The 21,253-nt window shown below is 61.9% G+C and carries 20 protein-coding genes; 19 read left to right on the top strand and 1 reads right to left on the bottom strand.

The features are described 5' to 3' along the window. The first annotated feature begins 21 nt into the window (after positions 1–21). The 3 genes from CLU90_RS10660 to CLU90_RS10650 all read left to right on the top strand — a co-directional run bounded on the left by CLU90_RS10660 (position 22) and on the right by CLU90_RS10650 (position 3,330). On the top strand, positions 22–1,068 hold the full coding sequence (locus CLU90_RS10660; RefSeq protein ID WP_100427899.1) for a cupin-like domain-containing protein: 1,047 nt from the start codon (positions 22–24) through the stop codon (positions 1,066–1,068). Positions 1,069–1,311: 243 nt separating this feature from the next. Continuing rightward, on the top strand, positions 1,312–2,472 hold the full coding sequence (gene cfa / locus CLU90_RS10655; protein WP_100429430.1) for a cyclopropane fatty acyl phospholipid synthase: 1,161 nt from the start codon (positions 1,312–1,314) through the stop codon (positions 2,470–2,472). A 12-nt stretch (positions 2,473–2,484) separates the two neighbouring features. After that, on the top strand, positions 2,485–3,330 hold the full coding sequence (locus CLU90_RS10650; RefSeq protein WP_092710320.1) for a LysR family transcriptional regulator: 846 nt from the start codon (positions 2,485–2,487) through the stop codon (positions 3,328–3,330). A gap of 61 nt (positions 3,331–3,391) precedes the next feature. Here the strand turns inward: CLU90_RS10650 and CLU90_RS10645 are convergent, their stop codons facing one another. Then, positions 3,392–4,078, bottom strand: coding sequence for a Bax inhibitor-1/YccA family protein (locus CLU90_RS10645; RefSeq protein WP_034752039.1), 687 nt, complete (start codon positions 4,076–4,078; stop codon positions 3,392–3,394). A gap of 221 nt (positions 4,079–4,299) precedes the next feature. Between CLU90_RS10645 and ndk the strand changes: the two genes are divergently transcribed. The 16 genes from ndk (at position 4,300) to CLU90_RS10565 (ending at position 21,197) form a co-directional block, all read left to right on the top strand. Beyond that, positions 4,300–4,716 carry a nucleoside-diphosphate kinase gene (ndk, locus tag CLU90_RS10640; protein ID WP_070223377.1) on the top strand — a complete coding sequence of 139 codons (417 nt, stop codon included), beginning with the start codon at positions 4,300–4,302 and terminating at the stop codon, positions 4,714–4,716. A 125-nt stretch (positions 4,717–4,841) separates the two neighbouring features. Further along, positions 4,842–6,017, top strand: a complete 1,176-nt coding sequence (gene rlmN / locus CLU90_RS10635) for a 23S rRNA (adenine(2503)-C(2))-methyltransferase RlmN (protein WP_092710317.1) — start codon at positions 4,842–4,844, stop codon at positions 6,015–6,017. Between the two features lie 11 nt (positions 6,018–6,028). Continuing rightward, positions 6,029–6,826, top strand: a complete 798-nt coding sequence (pilW, locus tag CLU90_RS10630) for a type IV pilus biogenesis/stability protein PilW (protein ID WP_232731157.1) — start codon at positions 6,029–6,031, stop codon at positions 6,824–6,826. A 67-nt stretch (positions 6,827–6,893) separates the two neighbouring features. Further along, positions 6,894–7,802 carry a helix-turn-helix domain-containing protein gene (locus tag CLU90_RS10625; RefSeq protein WP_332870862.1) on the top strand — a complete coding sequence of 303 codons (909 nt, stop codon included), beginning with the start codon at positions 6,894–6,896 and terminating at the stop codon, positions 7,800–7,802. A 38-nt stretch (positions 7,803–7,840) separates the two neighbouring features. Further along, the gene (gene ispG / locus CLU90_RS10620; protein ID WP_100427896.1) at positions 7,841–9,115 is read left to right on the top strand and encodes a flavodoxin-dependent (E)-4-hydroxy-3-methylbut-2-enyl-diphosphate synthase; all 1,275 of its coding nucleotides are present in this window, start codon (positions 7,841–7,843) and stop codon (positions 9,113–9,115) included. 57 nt (positions 9,116–9,172) lie between these two features. Continuing rightward, positions 9,173–10,534, top strand: coding sequence for a histidine--tRNA ligase (gene hisS / locus CLU90_RS10615; protein ID WP_100427895.1), 1,362 nt, complete (start codon positions 9,173–9,175; stop codon positions 10,532–10,534). 54 nt (positions 10,535–10,588) lie between these two features. Beyond that, positions 10,589–11,257 carry a YfgM family protein gene (locus CLU90_RS10610; protein ID WP_092710303.1) on the top strand — a complete coding sequence of 223 codons (669 nt, stop codon included), beginning with the start codon at positions 10,589–10,591 and terminating at the stop codon, positions 11,255–11,257. 85 nt (positions 11,258–11,342) lie between these two features. Further along, the gene (bamB, locus tag CLU90_RS10605) at positions 11,343–12,488 is read left to right on the top strand and encodes an outer membrane protein assembly factor BamB (RefSeq protein ID WP_100427894.1); all 1,146 of its coding nucleotides are present in this window, start codon (positions 11,343–11,345) and stop codon (positions 12,486–12,488) included. A gap of 4 nt (positions 12,489–12,492) precedes the next feature. Continuing rightward, on the top strand, positions 12,493–13,839 hold the full coding sequence (gene der / locus CLU90_RS10600) for a ribosome biogenesis GTPase Der (protein WP_070221915.1): 1,347 nt from the start codon (positions 12,493–12,495) through the stop codon (positions 13,837–13,839). A 241-nt stretch (positions 13,840–14,080) separates the two neighbouring features. Next, positions 14,081–14,317, top strand: coding sequence for an RNA chaperone Hfq (hfq, locus tag CLU90_RS10595; protein ID WP_008450615.1), 237 nt, complete (start codon positions 14,081–14,083; stop codon positions 14,315–14,317). Between the two features lie 114 nt (positions 14,318–14,431). Continuing rightward, on the top strand, positions 14,432–15,655 hold the full coding sequence (gene hflX / locus CLU90_RS10590; protein ID WP_100427893.1) for a GTPase HflX: 1,224 nt from the start codon (positions 14,432–14,434) through the stop codon (positions 15,653–15,655). 2 nt (positions 15,656–15,657) lie between these two features. Next, positions 15,658–16,950, top strand: a complete 1,293-nt coding sequence (gene hflK, locus CLU90_RS10585; protein ID WP_092710295.1) for an FtsH protease activity modulator HflK — start codon at positions 15,658–15,660, stop codon at positions 16,948–16,950. Continuing rightward, positions 16,950–17,837: a protease modulator HflC gene (hflC, locus tag CLU90_RS10580; protein ID WP_034752023.1), complete on the top strand. Its 888-nt coding sequence runs from the start codon at positions 16,950–16,952 to the stop codon at positions 17,835–17,837. Before hflK ends, hflC begins: the two co-directional genes overlap by 1 nt. 270 nt (positions 17,838–18,107) lie before the next feature. After that, a complete protein-coding gene (locus CLU90_RS10575; RefSeq protein ID WP_035820702.1) occupies positions 18,108–19,268 on the top strand; it encodes an ATP phosphoribosyltransferase regulatory subunit in 1,161 nt (386 codons plus the stop codon). Between the two features lie 3 nt (positions 19,269–19,271). Further along, positions 19,272–20,585 carry an adenylosuccinate synthase gene (locus CLU90_RS10570; protein WP_034752021.1) on the top strand — a complete coding sequence of 438 codons (1,314 nt, stop codon included), beginning with the start codon at positions 19,272–19,274 and terminating at the stop codon, positions 20,583–20,585. Between the two features lie 66 nt (positions 20,586–20,651). After that, on the top strand, positions 20,652–21,197 hold the full coding sequence (locus CLU90_RS10565) for a phosphoribosyltransferase (RefSeq protein WP_034752020.1): 546 nt from the start codon (positions 20,652–20,654) through the stop codon (positions 21,195–21,197). Positions 21,198–21,253: the final 56 nt, after the last annotated feature.

Here is a 21,253-nt window from a genome sequence, read left to right as displayed (position 1 = left end):
TAAAAAAACAGGAGACGGGCGATGGCGGCGGTATCGACATTCGGAGTCAAACAGAAAGAACAGCAGCCGGAACAGGAACTGAGCCGCGAGTGGCGCAGCTGGATCGCGGAAAACCTTATGCTGGGCAGCCATCCGTCGGCGCTGATGCCGGTGCTGCAACAGGCCGGCATCGCGGAAAGCCTGGCGCGCCGCGAAATCGAGCTGGCGCTGCACAGCCCCTATCTGGCCGGCGCCGTGCGCCTGTCGAACCGCCTGGCCAAGCGCGACTGGGTGATCGACATCCAGCGCAAGCTGAACCAGCTGCGCGACCCCGAGATTCCCCGCCGCGACAAATTGACGGCGCAGGAATTCCTCGACGAGTATTACTCCACCAACCAGCCCGTGATCATCACGGGCATGATGGACGACTGGCCCGCCATGGCCAAGTGGAGTCCCGCCTATTTCCGCGCGCATTACGCGCAGCGCGAAGTGGAAGTGCAGTTCGGCCGCGAGGCGGACGATCAGTACGAAATGAACAGCGTGGCCCACAAGCGCAAGATGGCCTTCGGCGAGTACGCGAGCCTGGTCGAGGGCAGCGGCGCGACGAACGATTTCTACATGACGGCGAATAACGATTCGCAAAACCGGCAAGCCTTGCGCGAGCTGTGGGACGATATCGGCCAGCTGCCCGAATACCTGAAGCAGGATGGCGGCCCCACGGGCTTTCTGTGGTTCGGCCCGGCCGGCACGGTGACGCCGTTCCACCACGACCTGACGAACAATTTCATGGCGCAGGTGAAAGGGCGCAAGCGCCTGCGCATCATGGCCGCCTGCGAGGTGGCGCGCGTGTACAACCAGCGCCACTGTTTTACGCCCGTCGACGGGCGCGACATCGACGTGCGGCGCTATCCGCTGATGGCCGACGTGCAGGTGCGCGAATGTGTGCTGGCGCCGGGCGAGATCCTGTTTTTGCCTGTCGGCTGCTGGCATTTCGTCGAAGCGCTCGACGTATCGATGACGGTGGCGTTTACCAACTTCAAATGGGATAACGATTTTTATAGCAAGTATCCGCCGAATCACGACTTTTGATTACGCTGCAAATGTGTCGCGAACAGCCGCCTTACGGGCGGCTTTTTTCATGCTACGGCGCGCTTCTTGTATAAGATATTTCCATAAAATAATTGATTCAAATCATTTTGCAGCAATTATTTTGATATGAATGGCCATGATGTTTCATTATCCAGATGGCGGTGGCGGGCGGATAATTTGATGGCTGGCGCGGCGCCAGCACCGACAACCATCTGGAGGCGGCAGGGCATGAACACGCAGCAAATGACGCAGTTACAGCAAGCACCAGCAGGTAGTACCGAACTCAAGCTCGACACGCGGCTGATACGCGAAGCGGCCGAACTGCTGGCCAGGGCCGATATCCATCTGAATGGCCGCGCCGCCTGGGACATGCAGCTGCGCAAACCGGGCGTGCCGGAGCGCGCCGTCGCCAGCGGCAACCTGGGCCTGGGCGAGGCCTACATGGACGGCGACTGGGATGCGCAGCAGCTCGACGAATTCTTTTGCCATCTGCTGCGCGCCCGGGTGGCCGACGACGTGCGTCCCATGCGTCTGGCCTTCCACGCCTTGTATGCACGCCTGTTCAACCTGCAGACGGAACGCCGCGCCTGGATGGTGGGCAAGGAGCATTACGACCTGGGCAACGCCTTCTATGCGGCCATGCTCGACCCGCGCATGACCTATACCTGCGGCTACTGGAAGGATGCGGGCAACCTGGCCGAGGCGCAGGAAGCCAAGCTCGATCTGGTCTGCCGCAAGCTCGGGCTGGAACCGGGCATGCGCGTGCTCGACATCGGCTGCGGCTGGGGCAGCTTCATGCGCTATGCGGCGGAAAAATACCAGGTGCAATGCGTGGGCGTGACGATCTCGCAAGAGCAGGCCGCGTATGCGCGCGCCATGCCGGGCGGCGGGCACCTGGACTTCCGCCTGCAGGACTACCGCGACACCGATGAAAAATTCGACCGCATCGTCAGCATCGGCATGTTCGAGCACGTGGGCCATAAAAACCACCGCACCTTCATGGAAGTGGCGCACCGCTGCCTGGAAGACGACGGCCTGTTCCTGCTGCACACGATAGGCAAAAACAAGCGCCATTCCACGTGCGATCCGTGGATCGACAAATACATCTTCCCGAATGGCGACTTGCCGTCGATCGGCCAGATCGGCGACGCCATGGACGATCTGTTCGTTGTCGAGGACTTGCACAACTTCGGCGCCGACTACGACAAGACGCTGATGGCCTGGCATGACAATGTTGAGCAGGCGTGGCCACGCTTTGCCGCCCAGTTGGGCGAGCGCTTCCACCGCATGTGGTCATATTATCTGCTGTCCTGCGCGGGCGCTTTCCGCGCGCGCGACCTGCAGTTGTGGCAGTGGGTGCTGTCGAAGCAGGGTGTGCTGGGAGGGTATGAGCGTGTCAGCTGATATCATGGACTGATGGATATCAATCAAGCGCGGACCTTCCTCGAAGTGGCGTCCTGCGGCAGCTTCATCATGGCCGCCGAGCGCATGCACGTGACGCAGACGGCCGTCAGCGCCCGCATCCGCACCCTGGAGCAGCAGCTGGGGCGCCAGCTCTTCGTGCGCAACAAGGCGGGCGCGCGCCTGACGTCGGCCGGCGAGCGCTTCATGCGCCACGCGGCCACGATGGTGCAGGTGTGGGAGCGGGCGCGCCACCAGGTGGCCTTGCCGCCGGGGCGCGACGACGCCGTCAGCATCGGCTGCGAACTGAGCTTGTGGCCGCCGCTGCTGGGCGACTGGCTGATACGCATGAGCCGCGACTGTCCCGAGATCGCCTTGCGCGCCGAGGTCGACAGTCCCGCGCGCCTGCTCGACGCCGTGCATGACGGCTCGCTGGACCTGGCCGTGCTGTACAACCCGCCCCAGCGCCCGGGCCTGGCCAGCGAATTGCTGGCCGAGGAAAAGCTCGTGATGGTGACCACGCGCGCCGACGGGCAGATGCATGCCGATACCTATGTGTACGTGGACTGGGGGCCCAGCTTCGCGGCCAATCACCAGGCGGCGTATCCGGAGCTGAGCAGCCCGCCCGTGTCGATCTCGCTGGGGCCGCTGGCCCTCGTCTACCTGCTGGAAGTGGGCGGCGCCAGCTACTTCCGCATCGGCAGCGCGCAACCCTACCTTGATGCGGGCTTGCTGCACCGCGTGCGCGACGCGCCGGAATTCTCGCATTCCGCCTGCGCCGTGTATGCTGCCCAACGCGATAATCCTACCCTCGACCGGGCCCGCGCCTGCCTGCTCGAGGTGGCGGAGAGAATCAAGTAGGTTCGACGGACGTAAAAAAGCCGACCCGAGGGTCGGCTTTTTGCTGTTTCAATCGCAGCGCTTAGTCGCGGCTGCCGCCGGCGAAACCCAGCAAGGACAACAGGCTGGTGAAGATGTTGTACACGTCCAGGTAGATGCGCAGGGTGGCCGAGATGTAGTTGGTCTCGCCGCCGTTGATGATTTGCTGCACGTCATACAGGATGTAGGCGGAGAAGATGGCGATGGCGACCATGGAGATCACGATCGACAGTGCCGACAGGCCCAGGAAAATGTTTGCCACCGATGCGAGGATCAGCACGATCACGCCGGCGAACAGCCATTTGCCCATGGCCGAGAAGTCGCGCTTCGAGACCGTGGCGATCGTCGCCATCACGGCCAGGATGGTGGCCGTGCCGCCAAATGCCGTCATGATCAGCATGCCGCCGTTCGAGTAGCCGAGCGTGCGCGTCAGGATAGGCGTGAGCATCAGGCCCATGAAGAAGGTAAAGCCCAGCAGGACGGCGACGCCGAGGCCCGAGTTCTTGGTCTTTTCAATCGCGTACATGAAGCCGAATGCGACGGCCATGAAGATGATGAAGCCCATGCCGCCGGTCAGCATCGGCAAATGCATTTGCACGCCGATGAAGGCGCCCAGCACGGTCGGGATCATGGACAGCGCCAGCAGCCAGTAAGTGTTGCGCAAGACCTGGTGGCGGACTTGCTGCATGCCCCCCGACAGATCAAAGGTGCGTTGCATGTTCTGATTCATAGTGCCTCCGTGTTGTCAATTCAAATTACTGCTTTGTCCAAGGATAGCATGAGGGCCGGAATTTGCCAAAAAAGCAGCTTAAGATTTCATTAAACAGGTGCAGGGCGGCAAGATGCTCCCTGCCTGTCTGGGTGATATGGGGTGGAGTATGGTAAAATCAAAGGTTGATTGAGTTCTCAATTTACCGTTTTAAACCTTTCTTTTTATTGGAGTTTTCACACATGGCAATCGAACGCACCCTGTCGATCATCAAACCAGACGCAGTTGCAAAAAACGTAATCGGTCAAATCTACACCCGTTTTGAAAACGCTGGCCTGAAAATCGTTGCAGCGCGTATGACCCAACTGTCGCGCGAACAAGCTGAAGGCTTCTACGCAGCGCACAAAGAGCGCGGCTTCTTCAAAGACCTGGTCGACTTCATGGTTTCCGGTCCAGTCATGATCCAAGCCCTGGAAGGCGAAAACGCCGTTCTGGCCCACCGTGACCTGATGGGCGCGACCGATCCGAAGAAAGCAGAAAAAGGCACGATCCGCGCCGATTTCGCCGATTCGATCGACGCTAACGCCGTACACGGTTCCGACGCCGTCGAAGCTGCTAAAGTGGAAATCGCTTACTTCTTCCCAGAACTGAAGGCTTAATTGCCTTAGATAACGTTATTTCCTGGCGTTATCTGTGAAATAACTTATCACCCCCTGTTCCCGCTGCGCTGTGGAGTTTTCGCTCCGGATGCGCGCGGGGACGGATTTTTAGAATAGACAAGATCATGAATACGACGACCCTCACCAACTTGCTGGACCTCGATCCCGCGCAACTCATCGCCTACTGCGCCGAGTTGGGAGAGAAACCGTTTCGTGCGAAACAATTGCAACGTTGGATACACCAGTTCGGCGCCTCCGACTTCGACGCCATGACGGACCTGGCCAAGTCGCTGCGCGACAAGCTGGCCACGCGCGCCGAAGTGCGCGCCCCGGCCATCATCAGCGACCATACGTCGACGGATGGCACGCGCAAGTGGCTGGTCGACGTGGGCAATGGCAATGCCGTGGAAACCGTGTTCATTCCGGAAGACAACCGCGGCACCCTGTGCATCTCGACCCAGGCCGGCTGCGCCGTGAACTGCCGTTTCTGCTCGACGGGCAAGCAAGGCTTCAACCGCAACCTCAGTGTTGGCGAGATCATCGGCCAGCTGTGGATGGCGGAATTCGAATTGCGCCGCACCAAGGGCATTGAACCGGGCCCGAAAGGCGAACGCCAGATCACCAACGTGGTGATGATGGGCATGGGCGAGCCCCTGCTGAACTTCGAGCCGACCGTCACGGCCCTGAAATTGATGCTCGACGACAACGCCTACGGCCTGTCGCGCCGCCGCGTGACCCTGTCTACGTCGGGCGTCGTGCCGATGATGGACAAGCTGTCGCAGGAAGTGCCGGTGGCCCTGGCCGTCTCGCTGCACGCCTCGAACGACGCCTTGCGCGACGGGCTGATTCCACTGAACAAGAAATACCCGCTGAAGGAATTGATGGCGGCCTGCAAGCGCTACCTGGAATTCGCCCCGCGCGATTTCATCACGTTCGAATACTGCATGCTCGACGGCGTCAACGACAGCGACGAGCACGCGCGCGAACTGCTGGCGCTGGTGCAAGACCGCGAGTTCGGCGTGAACTGCAAGTTCAACCTGATTCCATTCAATCCTTTCCCCGAGTCGGGCCTGTTCCGCTCGAAAAACCCGCGCATCAAGGCCTTCGCCCAGGTGCTGATGGATGGCGGCATCATCACCACCGTGCGCAAGACGCGCGGCGACGATATCGATGCGGCCTGCGGCCAGCTGGCCGGCGAAGTCAAGGACCGTACGCGGGTACAGGAACGCATGGAAAAGATGACCGAGTATCAACAGAAATTTGGCGCCAATTTCGGCAAGATCGTGGAGATCCGCTCCTGATGAGGGAAGGCATGGCTTACCAACGCTCGCTCGCTGTGGCCGCTGTCTGCCTGGCCGTGCTGCTGGTCGGCTGTGCTTCCACTCCCGTTGAGGCGGGCGCCGCCTTGCCCCAGGATGGGCAGGCGAATGCCGGGGAACGCGCCGCGCTGCGGCTGCAGCTGGCCAGTGCCTATTATGCGCAAGGCCAGCTCGACGTGGCCCTGGCGGAAGTGCAGCAAGCCGTGCAGCTGGCGCCAAGCGATGCGCAAGCCTATGGCGTGCGCGCCCTGATCCTCGCGGCACAGCGGCAAACTGCGTCTGCCGAGAAAGATTTCCTTTACGCTTTGCGCCTTGCGCCCCACAATCCCGACTTGAGCAATAATTACGGCCTGTTTTTGTGCCAGACGGGACGCGCCGCGCAATCGCTGGCATATTTCGATGCGGCCTTGGCGGACGCTGCGTATGTATCGCCGGAAAAAGCGCTCAACAATGGGGGCGCTTGCAGCCTGGCCTTGAACGATTACCCGCGTGCGGGCGCATATTTGATGCGCGCCATACGCATCGCACCGGACGTGGCAGTGACGAACGCCGGCCTGGTGCGCGTGCATTACCAACAGCAAGATTACCGGCAAGCGGCTTATTATTTGCAGCGGCTCGGTAAGATAGCAACAATGGAGAGCCAGACGGCCGATGTGCTGTGGCTCGGGATCAAGGTGCAGCATAAGCTCGGGGATGCGGGTGCGGAAGCTGGCCTGGGGGCGCATTTGCGCAACCACCATTCCGGCTCGCCCGAATATGCTGCTTATCAAAATGGGGCGTTTGATGAGTGAGACAGGGATACCAATGAATTCAGAGTGGGCAGAAACGCCTCAGCAGCAGCCCCAGGGCAATCTTGCGTTGGCAGGCGCACAGTTGAAGGCGCAGCGCGAAGCGCTGGGCTGGCCTGTGGAGCAGGTGGCCGACCAGCTCAAGCTGGCGCCGCGCCAGGTGATCGCGCTGGAAGAGGGCGACATGGCGGCCTTGCCGAACCTGGCCGTGGTGCGTGGCTTCGTGCGCGCCTATGCCAAGGTCGTGCGTCTCGACGCGGCGCCGCTCGTGGCCATGATCGAAGTCCACCCGGCGCCGGCGCAAGACCCGGCCGCGCCCGTGCGGCGCGAGATTTCCGCCACGTTTTCCGAATCGCGCTTCCCGTCGATGACGCAGCGCTCGTCGAACCAGACTCCCCTCTGGATCGCCGGTGCCGTGGCCGTCGTCGTGGCGGCCGCCTTTGGCGCGTATAAACTCGGTTATGTGCCGGCCAGCCTGCTGTCCTCGCAGACGGGGAAAGAAACATCGCACGCGGAAGTGGGCCCCGTGGAAACGACCCTGATCAAGCCGGGCCAGGACTTGACGCCCGTGCAGACGCCGTCCGTGCCCCTGATTTCCGTACCGCCGCCGCCAGGCAACGATACGCAGACGGGCGCGCCGGCTTCCGCCGCCGCTTCGGTGCCGGCCGCCGCCGTGCCGCCAGCCCCCGCGCCAGCGGCCGCCGCCACGCCGCCCGCTGCCGACGCTGCCCCTGCCGTGGGCGCGAATGCGCTCGTGTTGAAAGTGGAGCAGGATTCCTGGGTGGAAATCCGCCGCCCCGGCAGCACGCCGCTGATTTCGCGCATGGTCAAGGCGGGCAGCACGGAAACGTTTGATATCACGGGTCCGGCCACCCTGGTGGTGGGTAAACCTGGTGTGGTGCAGGCAACCCTGCGCGGCGCCAAGCTGGAGCTGCCGACCGTTGCCGGCGGCACGATCTCGCGCGTCAGCATTAAATAATTGCAGTAACCGTTCAAGCAAACTCAGAAGATAATATTATGGCTACCTCGAAAACAGCGATCGGCTCCGGTCCATCCGGCCGCCGCGACAGCCGCAAGGTGCTGATCGCGCACGGCCAGCGCCAGATCTGGGTGGGCGGCGACGCCCCCGTGGTGGTGCAGTCGATGACGAACACGGATACGGCCGACGCCATCGGCACGGCGATCCAGATCAAGGAACTGGCGCGTGCCGGTTCGGAACTGGTGCGCCTGACGGTGGACCGTCCGGAAGCGGCCGCGGCCGTCCCGTACATCCGCGAGCAGCTCGACAAGATGGACATCGACGTGCCGCTGGTGGGCGATTTCCATTACAACGGCCATACCCTGCTCAACGACTACCCCGATTGCGCGCGCGCGCTGTCGAAGTACCGCATCAATCCGGGCAACGTGGGCAAGGGCGCCAAGCGCGACACGCAATTTGCGCAAATGATCGAAGCGGCGTGTCGCTACGACAAGCCGGTGCGCATCGGCGTGAACTGGGGCAGCCTCGATCAAGCCTTGCTGGCCCGCATCATGGACGAAAACGCGGGCCGAACCGAACCGTGGCCGGCGCAAGCCGTCATGTATGAAGCGCTGGTGACGTCGGCCATTGAAAACGCCGTGCGCGCCGAAGAACTGGGCCTGGGCCGCGACAAGATCATCCTGTCGTGCAAGGTCTCGGGCGTGCAGGATCTGATCGCCGTGTACCGTGAACTGGCCCGGCGCTGCGACTATCCGCTGCACCTGGGCCTGACGGAAGCGGGCATGGGCAGCAAGGGCATCGTCGCTTCGACGGCGGCCCTGGCCGTGCTGCTGCAGGAAGGCATCGGCGACACCATCCGCATTTCGCTCACGCCCGAACCGGGCGGCGACCGCACGCGCGAAGTCATCGTCGGCCAGGAAATCCTGCAAACCATGGGCTTGCGCAAGTTCGCGCCCATGGTCATCGCCTGCCCCGGCTGCGGCCGCACGACGTCGACCACCTTCCAGGAACTGGCCGACAATATCCAGACGTATCTGCGCGAGCAGATGCCGGAATGGAAAAAATCGTATCCGGGCGTGGAAGCGATGAACGTGGCCGTCATGGGCTGCATCGTCAACGGTCCCGGCGAATCGAAGCATGCGAACATCGGCATCAGCCTGCCCGGCACGGGCGAGTCGCCGGCCGCGCCCGTGTTTGTCGACGGCGAAAAAGTCGTCACCCTGCGCGGCGAACGCATCGTCGAGGAATTCCAGGACATCGTCCTCAATTATGTTAAAAGCCATTATGGCAAGACCGCGCCGGTTGCCGCGTAGGTCGGATTAGCGCCACGCGCGTAATCCGACGCCACAGTTAAAGCAAAGAAGAACACTATGTCCGAAAATAAAAAAGCAGATAAGATTACCGCCGTCAAAGGCATGAACGATATCCTGCCCGTTGACGCCCCGCTGTGGGAATTGTTTGAAAACACGGCGCAATCCGTGCTGCAAAGCTACGGCTTCCAGCAGATCCGCACGCCGATCGTGGAAGAAACGAAATTGTTCGCGCGCGCCATCGGCGCCGTGACCGATATCGTGGAAAAGGAAATGTATTCGTTCATCGATTCGATGAACGGCGACAACCTGACCCTGCGTCCTGAGGGCACGGCTGGCGTGGTGCGCGCCGTGGTCGAGCACAACCTCGTCTACGAAGGCCCGAAACGCCTGTGGTACAAGGGCCAGATGTTCCGCCACGAGCGTCCACAGAAAGGTCGCTACCGCCAGTTCCACCAGTTCGGCGCGGAAGCCATCGGCTTTACGGGCCCGGATATCGACGCCGAGCTGATCATGATGACCCGCCGCCTGTGGGATGACCTGGGCCTGGAAGGCATCCGCCTGGAACTGAACTCGATCGGCGACGCGGCCGAGCGCCTGCGCCACCGCGCCGACCTGATCGCCTACCTGGAAAGCCACAGCGAGCTGCTCGACGAAGAAGCCAAGCGCCGCCTGCACAGCAATCCGCTGCGCATCCTCGACACCAAGAACCCTGCCATGCAGGACCTGGTCAATGGCGCGCCGAAGCTGCTCGAGTACCTGGGCGAGGAATCGCTGGCCCACTTCCACGGCGTGCAGAATATCCTGAACCACAACAACATTCCGTTCACCATCAATCCACGCCTGGTGCGCGGCCTCGATTACTACAACCGCACGGTGTTCGAGTGGGTCAGCGACAAGCTGGGCGCACAAGGCACGGTCTGCGCCGGCGGCCGCTATGACGGCATGGTGGAAATGTTTGGCGGCAAATCGACGCCGGCCGTCGGTTTCGGCATGGGCGTCGAGCGCCTGGTGCTGCTGATGAAGGACGCGGCCGAGCCGGAACAGCCAGCCCAATGCGACGTCTACCTGGTGCACCAGGGCGAGCAGGCAGGCTTGCAAGCGTTCGTGCTGGCCGAGCGGATTCGCGATGCGGGCCTGGACGTTGTGCTACATTGCGCAGCGAGCAACGGTGGCGGCAGCTTCAAGACGCAAATGAAAAAGGCCGATGCCAGCGGCGCGGCGTTTGCCGTGATCCTGGGCGACGATGAAATCGCCAACAGCGTCGCGACGGTGAAAGCCATGCGCGAAGCCGATGCCGGCGCGCAGCAGAACACGGTGCCGTTCGACGATGTCGTCGATTACGTGGTGGACCAGATCATCGGCGACCACGATTGCGGCCATGACCACGGTCCTGGCGGCCACGTGCATCACCACCACTGATTTGCAGCAAGACCGTTCTACCCTCGATCAACTACTCATTAAAACTGACGACCCATGGCATACGATCACGAAGAACAAGAACAACTGGCAACCCTCAAGGCCTGGTGGCAGCGCAATGGCAATCTGACCTCCTGGGTCCTGATCGTGGCGCTGGCAGGCTACAGCGGCTGGGCCGGCTGGCAGTACTACCAGCGCACGCAGGCTGCGCAAGCGGGCCAGCTGTACGACGAACTGCAAAACGCCATCGCCGCCAAGGACACGGCCAAGGTGATGCGCGCGGCCGGCGACATGCAGTCGCGTTTCAGCGGCACGGCGTATGCGCAGATGAGCGCCCTGGCCGCGGCCAAGGTGGCGTTCGACGCGAACGACCTGAAAACGGCCAAGACCCAGCTGCAGTGGGTGGCCGAGCATGGCACGGAAGAGTACAAGGCCATCGCCAAGCTGCGCCTGGCCGGCGTCCTGCTGGATGAAAAAGCCTACGATGAAGCGCTGAAAGTGCTGGCAACGGCTTCCGTGGCGCAATTTGCCGGCGCCGTGGCCGACCGCAAGGGCGACATCCTGGTGGCGCAAAACAAGCTGGCCGATGCCCGCACGGCTTACCTGGCCGCGATAGCCGCGACGGACAAGAACAATCCAGGCCGTCAACTGATCCAGGTCAAACTGGAAGCCATCGGCGGTACGGTGCCGGAAGACAAGGCCAAGGCCGACAAGGCTGCCGCCTGACAGGAACACTGATGGTTGTGCGGCGCGGCGTTGTACGCCGCCTGCCTTGCCCTTACAAGTACAAGAAAAAGGTTGGATAACACTTATGCGTGTCACTGAAAAGCTGGTAGCTGCAAGTCTGTTGGCCCTGATGGCAGGTTGCTCGTCCTGGAACCCGTTCGCTTCGAAGGATCCGAAAGTCGAGCCGGCCAAGCTGGTCGAGTTAAAATCGAGCATCGCCGTGCGCGACGCCTGGAAGTATTCGATCGGCAAGGCGGGCGTGTACGCGTTCACGCCTGCGCTGGCCGGCAGCAGCCTGTACGTGGTCAGCGCCGATGGCGCGCTGGCGCGCCTCGATGCGGCCAGCGGCCGTGAAACGTGGCGCGTCAAGGTTGGCAGCGACATCACGTCCGGCGCCGGCAGCGATGGCACGGTCGTGGCCGTTGGTGCGGCCAAGGGCGCCGTGCTGGCATTCGATGCCGATGGCAAGCAGCTGTGGAAGGCGCAAGCGTCCAGCGAAGTATTGACGGCGCCCGTCGTGGGGCAGGGCGTGGTCGTCGTGCGCAGCGTCGACAACCGCATCGTCGGCTTTGACGCCAAGACGGGCGAGCGCAAGTGGACGGTGCAGCGCGCCACGCCGGCATTGACCCTGCGCAATGCGCCGGGCATGGTGCTGGGCGGCGCGAACATCTACGTGGCCCAGCCTGGCGGCAAGCTACTGGCGCTGACGGCGGCCACCGGTGTGGTACGCTGGGAGATCGTCGTCAGCGAACCGCGCGGCGCCACCGAACTCGAGCGCGTCTCCGATATCGCCGGCACGCCGGTGGTGTACGAAGGCGAAGTATGCGCCGTCACCTACCAGGGCAAGGCGGGCTGCTTCGACGCTACCACGGGCGTGCCGCGCTGGACCAAGCCGATCTCGTCCGATGTGGGCGTGGCCGTCGACCAGCGTTTCGTGTTTGTCGCCGATGATCAGGGCGGCGTGGTGGCATTCAGCCGCGAAGGCGGCCAGAGCGCCTGGAAGAACGAGGCGCTGGCGCGCCGCCGCCTGTCGACGCCGGCCTCCTACGGCCGCAGCGTCGCCGTCGGCGATTATCAAGGTTACATCCACTTCCTGTCACGGGAAGATGGCGCATTAATAGGTCGTGTCAGCACCGACGGCAGCCCGATTGTTTCGGCTCCCGTTGTTGCCGGTTCGAATTTGATTTTTCAAACCCAATCAGGGACAGTGACCGCTCTCGCGGTCGAGTAATACAATGAAGCCGGTAATTGCACTAGTAGGTCGACCCAATGTTGGGAAATCGACTTTATTCAATCGTCTGACCCGCTCGCGCGATGCGCTGGTGGCGGATTTGCCTGGGTTGACGCGCGATCGTCACTATGGCGAAGGCCGTGTCGGCGAACGTCCCTTCCTCGTCATCGATACGGGTGGTTTCGAACCCGTCGCCAAGGAAGGCATCATGCACCAGATGGCACTGCAGACCAAGCAGGCCGTGGCCGAGGCCGACGTGGTGGTGTTCATCGTGGACGGCCGTCAAGGCCTGACCCCGCATGACAAGACCATCGTCGACTTCCTGCGCAAGAGCGGCCGTCCGGTCTTGCTGGTGGTCAATAAAAGCGAAGGCATGCGCTATACGGCCGTCGTGTCCGAATTCTATGAATTGGGCATGGGCGATCCGTATGCGATCTCGTCGGCGCACGGCGACGGCGTCAACGACCTCGTCGAAGTGATGCTGGACCTGGCGTTCGCGCAGCGTCCGGATGAGCCTGAAGAGCTGGAAAAGACCGACCGCGGCATCAAGATCGCCCTCGTCGGCCGTCCGAACGTGGGCAAGTCGACCTTGATCAACACCCTGCTGGGCGAAGAGCGCGTGATCGCCTTCGACATGCCGGGCACGACGCGCGATTCGATCGAAATCCCGTTCGAGCGCGATGGCCAGCAATACACCCTGATCGACACGGCCGGTATCCGCCGCCGCGGCAAGGTGTTTGAAGCGATCGAGAAATTCTCGGTGGTGAAGACGCTGCAGTCGATTTCCGAAGCCAATGTGGTCGTGCTGATGCTCGACGCGCAGCAGGATATCTCGGAGCAGGACGCGCACATCGCCGGCTTCATCCTGGAATCGGGCCGCGCGCTGGTCGTGGCCGTGAATAAATGGGATGGCCTGCAGTCGCACCAGCGCGACGAAATCAAGATCGATATCGACCGCAAGCTCGATTTCCTGTCGTTCGCGCAGATGCATTTCATTTCGGCGCTGAAGGGCACCAACATCGGTCCGCTGATGAAGTCGCTCAACGCCGCGTATGCGGCCGCCATGTGCGACCTGTCGACGCCGAAGCTGACGCGCGCCCTGATCGAGGCCGTGGAGAAGCAGGAGCCGCGCCGCAAGGGGTCGATCCGTCCGAAGCTGCGCTATGCCCACCAGGGCGGCATGAACCCGCCTGTGATCGTTATTCACGGCAATGCGCTCGACGCCGTCGGCGACCCGTACAAGCGCTATCTGGAAAAACATTTCCGCGATACGTTTGCGCTGGTCGGCACGCCATTGCGCATCGAGCTGCGCACGGGTAAAAACCCGTTTGCACGCACGCCAAGCAAGTAATGTTTTAAATGCTGAATTAAGTGCATATTAAGGCGCCGCGGAGATAATGCGGCGCCGACAGCGATTTAATGGCTGTTTGCACGAAAATAATAAAGTGTTAATGCGCCATGCGCGACAGCGATCGCGAAAACAGGTTACAGTAGCTATGACGCATCTTTCTTTATTTGAAAGGTGTGAGAGCACTTGAAATCAAGCGAGTCGCCTCCAATTCTTACACAACAACATAAACAACGGAGCTGTTATGAGCAACAAAGGGCAACTGTTACAAGACCCATTCCTCAATGCATTACGCAAAGAGCATGTTCCTGTCTCGATCTACTTGGTCAATGGCATTAAATTGCAGGGCCATATCGAATCGTTCGATCAATATGTCGTATTGCTGCGCAATACGGTGACCCAGATGGTGTACAAGCATGCCATCTCGACAGTGGTGCCGGCCCGTGCCGTCAATCTCAATATTGAATCTGAAGCGGAGTAAAGCGTTGAGCTTGACGGCCCAGCGCCTTTCACCGTCCATCACCCCCGTCCGCGCCAGCGGCGCTGATGCGTTTGCATCGGCGTCGGCGTTCGCCGCAACTCATCAGATGCCATCATGCGCGCGGCACTAGTCGGGGTTGACTTCGGTCACAGCGACTTCGCCGCCAGCATGGAGGAACTCATGCTGTTGTCGCGTTCTGCTGGCGCGGACCCGATTTCCACCATCACGGCCAAGCGTTCCAGTCCCGATTCCGCGTATTTCGTCGGCAGCGGCAAGGCCGATGAAATTGGCGACGTCGTCGTCAACGATGGCCTGGAAATCGTCATCTTCAACCACGCCCTCTCGCCTGCCCAGCAGCGCAATCTGGAAAAGCGCCTGAATGTGCGGGTGCTCGACCGTACCAGCCTGATTCTCGACATCTTCGCGCAGCGCGCCAAGAGCCACGAGGGCAAGCTGCAAGTCGAGCTGGCCCAGCTGCAACATCTGGCCACGCGCCTGATCCGCGGCTGGACCCACCTTGAGCGGCAAAAGGGCGGGATCGGCTTGCGCGGTCCCGGCGAGACGCAGCTCGAGACCGACCGCCGGCTGATCGGCGAGCGCGTCAAGGCCTTGCGCGCACGTCTGGAAAAGCTGCACAAGCAGCGCGAAACGCAGCGCCGCGCGCGCGGCCGCAATCACACATTCTCGGTGTCCCTGGTCGGCTATACCAATGCCGGCAAGTCGACCCTGTTCAATGCCGTGACCAAGGCCGGCGTGTATGTCGCCGACCAGTTGTTCGCCACGCTCGACACCACCTCGCGCCGGGTTTACCTGGGCCAGGAAGTGGGCAACGTGGTGATCTCCGACACGGTCGGCTTCGTGCGCGAGTTGCCGCATCAGCTGGTGGCCGCCTTCCGCGCCACGCTCGAAGAAACCATCCATGCCGATTTGCTGCTGCACGTCGTCGACGCCGCGTCGCCGGTGCGCATGGAGCAGATCGAGCAGGTCAACCTGGTCTTGAAAGAGATCGGCGCTGATCATATTCCGCAAATCCTCGTGTGGAACAAGATCGATGCGGCCGGGCTGGAGCCTTCGGTGGAGCGCGACGAATATGCTACGATCAGTCGCGTGTTCGTCAGTGCGCAGAAGGGCAGCGGGCTCGACCTGCTGCGCGATGCGATCGTCGAGATGGCCAGGAAGGCGCCCGGTTCGGCCCACCTGTATCAGAACGATGAAGCATCGCAGGAAGATCAGTTTGACGGTCAGTACGACCAGCACGATGGCGCCGCCCCGGACCAGGACGAAGAGCCTGGCGAGGACGATAGGATTTCCACCCACTCCCAAGTCGGAACACGATAGTTATGCTTGTCTCCCTACTCAAAAAAACAGGCTTGAAGTTGTCCCTGAACGATCCCCGCTGGGGCAATCGCAAGGACGACGGCAAGAAAGCCCAAGAAGGCAAAAAGCCCGGCGAAGGTCCGCCGGACCTCGATCAGTTGTGGCGCGATTTCAATCAGCGCCTGAACGCCTTTTTCGGACAGAAGAACCGTCCCGACAACGGTGGCAATAACAACGGTGGTGGCGGTGGTCCGCGTCCCGACATGAAGGGCGCAGGCATCACCGCCGGCGTGGTCGGCGTGATCGCCGTCTTCATCTGGCTCGCCAGCGGCGCCTTCATCGTGCAGGAGGGCCAGAACGGCGTCGTGCTGACGTTCGGCAAGTACAGCCACACCACGCCGGCCGGTTTCAACTGGCGCTGGCCGTACCCGTTCCAGACCGACGAAACCGTCAACGTGTCGCAGGTGCGCACGGTGGAAGTGGGCTACCGCCAGTCGCTGCGTAACAAGCAGGCCAGCGAATCGCTGATGCTGACGGACGATGAAAACATCATCGACATCCAGTTCGCGGTGCAGTACACCCTGAAAGATCCCGTGGCGTGGCTGTTCAACACACGCGACCAGGAAGACACCTTGCGCCAGGTCGCCGAAACGGCGATCCGCGAAGTGGTCGGCCGCAGCAAGATGGACTTCGTGCTGTACGAAGGCCGCGAAAAGGTGGCCTACGATACGCAGCAGCTGATGCAACAGATTCTCGACCGCTACAAGGTCGGCGCCGTCATCACCAACGTGACGATGCAGGCCGTGCAGCCGCCGGAGCAGGTGCAAGCCGCCTTCGACGATGCCGTCAAGGCAGGCCAGGACCGCGAACGCCAGAAGAATGAAGGCCAGGCCTACGCCAACGACGTCATTCCGAAAGCCCGCGGCGCCGCATTCCGCCTGATGGAGGAAGCCGCAGCGTACAGCGCGCTGGTGACCGAGAACGCGGCCGGTAATGCTTCGCGCTTCAAGCAGGTGCTGGTCGAGTACCAGAAGGCGCCGGTCGTCACGCGCGACCGCATGTACCTCGAAACGATGCAGCAGGTGTTCAGCAGTGCCAGCAAGGTCATGGTCGACGCGAAGACGGGCAGCAATCTGCTGTACCTGCCGCTCGACAAGCTGATCGCCCAGACGGCCGCCACCGACGCTGCCGCTGCAGCCGCCCGTGCTGCCGCGACACCCGCAGCCAACACCGTTTTGCCACAGGAAGCCATGCCGACAGTAGAAGTCAATCAGCGCCGCGACAGCCGCTCTTCGCGTGAACGGGAGAGCCGCTAATGAACCGTATCGTAGCCGCCCTGATCGCGGGCTTTATCGCGATCATGCTCTTGTCCTCGACCGTGTTCGTGGTCGACCAGCGTAAGTATGCGGTCGTCTTCGCCCTCGGCGAAGTCAAGGAAGTCATCAGCACGCCGGGCCTGTACTTCAAGCTGCCGCCGCCGTTCCAGAACGTGCTGTACCTGGACAAGCGCATCCTGACTTTGGACACGCCGGAACCGGAACGCTTCATCACGGCCGAGAAGAAGAACATCCTCGTCGACGCCTACGTGAAATGGCGCATCGCCGACCCGCGCCTGTATTTCCGCAGCTTCGGCGGCGATGAGAAGCCGGCCCGCAACCGCATGTCGCAAATCGTCAAGGCGGCGCTGAACGATGAAATCACCAAGCGCACCGTGCGCGAAGTGATCTCGGGCCAGCGCGGCAAGGTGATGGAAGCGATCCTGGCGAAGGTGTCGGCGGAAGCGAAGGCCATCGGCGTGGAAATCGTCGACGTGCGATTGAAACGCGTCGACTACGTCGAGCAGATCAACAACTCCGTGTACGAACGCATGAAGTCCGAGCGCGTGCGCGTGGCCAATGAGCTGCGTTCGACCGGTTCGGCCGACTCCGAGAAAATCCGCGCCGACGCCGACAAGCAGCGCACGGTGATCCTGGCCGAAGCGTACCGCGAAGCCGAGAAGATCCGCGGCGAGGGCGACGCCAAGGCATCGCAGATCTACGCGGAAGCGTTTGGCAAGAATCCGGAGTTCTACAAGTTCTATCGCAGCCTGGAAGCCTACCGCGCCACGTTCAAGGACAAGGGCGACGTGATGGTGGTCGATCCGAGTTCGGAGTTCTTCAAGTACTTCAAGGGCGGCGGCGCAGCCGGTTCGGCCAAGAAGTAAGGCGGCATCGACACTGCCCCCGGCCGCGAGGACGGGTGCAGCATGAGCGGGGCCGGCGTCATTGCCGGCCCCGTTTTTTTGTGCCCGCCAGGCTGTTGCGGGAAGGCGTAAAATGCGGTGTTTTTAGGGTTGTGCGGCAGCGTTTCGGACAACTTATCCCTAAAGGCCCGTGTTTTCGCGTAAAATATCAGGTTCGGCCTCTTGCCTGGCGCGCCCGCCGCTGCCTCGCATGATGCATTTTTTCAACTTTCTTCCGTATCTCGCTCCCTCATGCCGAATTGGCTTTTGCCCGAAAATATTGCCGATGTTCTGCCGTCGGAAGCGCGCAAGATCGAAGAGCTGCGCCGCCTCATGCTGGATAATTTCCGTCTGTACGGATATGAACTGGTGATGCCGCCGCTGCTCGAGTATCTGGAATCGCTGATGACCGGCGCTGGCAAGGATACCGACCTGCGCACGTTCAAACTGGTCGACCAGCTGTCTGGCCGCATGCTCGGCCTGCGCGCCGACATGACGACGCAAGTGGCGCGCATCGACGCCCACCTGCTGAACCGTGCCACCGTGACCCGCCTGTGCTACGCCGGCAGCGTGCTGCATACCCGTCCGTCGGGTTTGCACGCCACCCGCGAGCCGCTGCAGATCGGCGCCGAAATCTATGGCCACGCCGGCCTGGAAGCCGATGCCGAGATCCAGGAACTGGCGCTCGCCTCGCTGGCGCTGGCCGGTTTCGATAGCGTCCGCCTGGATTTGTCGCACGTCGGCCTGTTGCGCGCTATCATTGCGCAAGACGCCGCCGCCGTGCGCGACGAAGCTGCGCTGTACACCCTGCTGCGCGCGAAAGATGCGCCGGGCCTGCGCGCCCTGACCGCATCCTACGATGCCGTCACGCGCGATGCGCTCTTGGCCTTGCCGAACCTGTATGGCGACATCGATGTGCTGGCGCGTGCGCGCGAAGTGCTGCCGCCGCTGCCGGGCGTGCTGAAGGCGCTGGCCGAACTGGCCGCGCTGGCAGGATCCGCGCTGGGCCGCGCCGAAGTGGCGATCGACCTGGCCGACCTGCGCGGCTACCAATATGAAAGTGGCGCGATGTTTGCGCTGTATGTACCTGGCTTGCCGAACGCGGTTGCGCGCGGCGGCCGTTATGACCACGTCGGCGAAGCGTTCGGCCGGGCACGTCCCGCGACCGGCTTCTCGCTCGATTTGCGCGAACTGGCGCGCTTGTTGCCAACGGCGGAACGGAAGCATTCGATCCGCGCCCCATGGGGCAGCGCGCCAGAATTGAAGGAAAAAATCGCCGAGTTGCGCAAGGCGGGCGAGGTCGTGATCCAGAGTATGCCGGGTCACAGTAATGAACAAGACGAGTTCGAGTGCGATCGCGTGCTGGTACTTGCCGATAATGGTAGTAGCTGGATTCTTAAAAACTTAGGTTAAGTGATGTCAAAGAAAATTATGGCAAAGAACGTCGTTGTCATCGGCACCCAATGGGGCGATGAAGGTAAAGGCAAGATCGTCGACTGGTTGACCGATCACGCCCAGGGTGTGGTGCGCTTCCAGGGCGGCCACAATGCAGGCCACACGCTGGTCATCGGCGGCGTCAAAACCGCGCTGCAGCTGATCCCGTCGGGCATCATGCGTCCAGGCGTCGCCTGCTACATCGGTAACGGCGTGGTCGTTTCCGTGCCGGACGTGTTGCGCGAAATCGACAAGCTCGAAGCCGTCGGCGTCGAAGTCGCCTCGCGCCTGAAAGTGTCGGACGCGGCGCCCGTGATCCTGCCTTACCACACCGCGATCGACCTGGCGCGTGAAGCCAAGCGTGGCGATGCAAAGATCGGCACCACAGGCAAGGGCATCGGCCCGGCCTACGAAGACAAAGTGGCGCGCCGCGCGATCCGTATCGCCGACCTGCTGAACGAGAAGCGCTTTGCCGAAAAGCTGGCCGAAAACCTCGATTACCACAACTTCGTGCTGGAAAACTACCTGAAGGCGCCGAAGGTCGACTATCAGAAGACCCTCGACGACGCGCTGGCCTATGTGCCGCGCCTGCGTCCGATGGTGACCGACGTGTCGAGCGCGCTGTACAAGGCGCACAAGGCCGGCGCGAACCTGCTGTTCGAAGGCGCGCAGGGTTCCCTGCTCGACGTCGACCACGGCACCTACCCGTTCGTCACCTCGTCGAACTGCGTGGCCGGCAATGCCGCCGCCGGTTCGGGTGTCGGTCCTGGCATGCTGCACTACATCATGGGCATCACCAAGGCTTACACGACGCGCGTCGGTTCCGGCCCGTTCCCTTCGGAACTGCCAACGGATGCGGGCGTCGGCCACCACCTGGCGCAAGTCGGCCACGAATTCGGCACCGTGACGGGCCGTGCCCGCCGCTGCGGCTGGTTCGACGCCGCCTTGCTGCGCCGCTCTGTGCAGATCAACGGCGTGACGGGCATGTGCCTGACCAAGCTGGATGTGCTGGACGGTATCGAAACGCTGAAGCTGTGCACCGGCTACACCATCGACGGCGTGGCCACGGACATCTTCCCATCTGGCGCCGAAGAAGCCGCCCGTTGCGTGCCGGTGTACGAAGAGATGCCAGGCTGGACGGAAAGCACGGTCGGCGCGAAATCGCTGGCGGCCCTGCCGGCAACGGCCCGCGCTTACATCAAGCGCATCGAAGAACTGGTCGGCGTACCGGTGGACATGGTTTCGACCGGTCCGGATCGTGAAGAAACGATCGTGCTGCGCCACCCATTCGAATAAGCTGCTGGACACAATCCGCCGCAAGGCGGATTTTTTTAATCACGCTAATAATAAGATTCCACTATCATGACTACCCCACAATCGAACGATCAACACCTCTGGGTCAACTGGGAAGAATACCACCGCCTGATCGAGCGCCTGGCGCTCAAGGTCTACGAATCGGGCTGGAAATTCGACCAGGTATTGTGCCTGGCGCGCGGCGGCGTGCGTCCCGGCGACGTCTTCTCGCGCATTTTTGACTTGCCGTTGGCCATCCTGTCGACCAGCTCCTACCGCGAAGACGCGGGCACGGTGCGCGGCGACCTCGATATCGCCAAGTACATGACCATGACCAAGGGCCCGCTGGCCGGCCGCATCCTGCTGGTCGACGACCTGGCCGATTCGGGTGTCACCCTGGACAAGGTCACGCGTCACCTGAAGGAAAACTTCCCTGACGTGACCGAAGTCAAGTCGGCCGTGATCTGGCTGAAGGGCTGCTCCGTCGTGCGTCCCGACTACTTCCTCGACGAACTGCCGCACAATCCGTGGATCCATCAGCCATTCGAAGACTACGATGGCCTGCGTCCCCACCAGCTGGCGGCGTGGATCAAGAAGGGCGAAGCAGGCAAGTAATTGCGTGCGCACTTGCAAAAAAAAGACGATCGTGTATCGTCTTTTTTTTCGTCCAA

This window comes from Janthinobacterium sp. 67, from assembly GCF_002797895.1.
In the GTDB taxonomy this organism is placed as follows: domain Bacteria; phylum Pseudomonadota; class Gammaproteobacteria; order Burkholderiales; family Burkholderiaceae_D; genus Janthinobacterium.
This window is presented reverse-complemented; position numbering and strand designations above follow the sequence as displayed.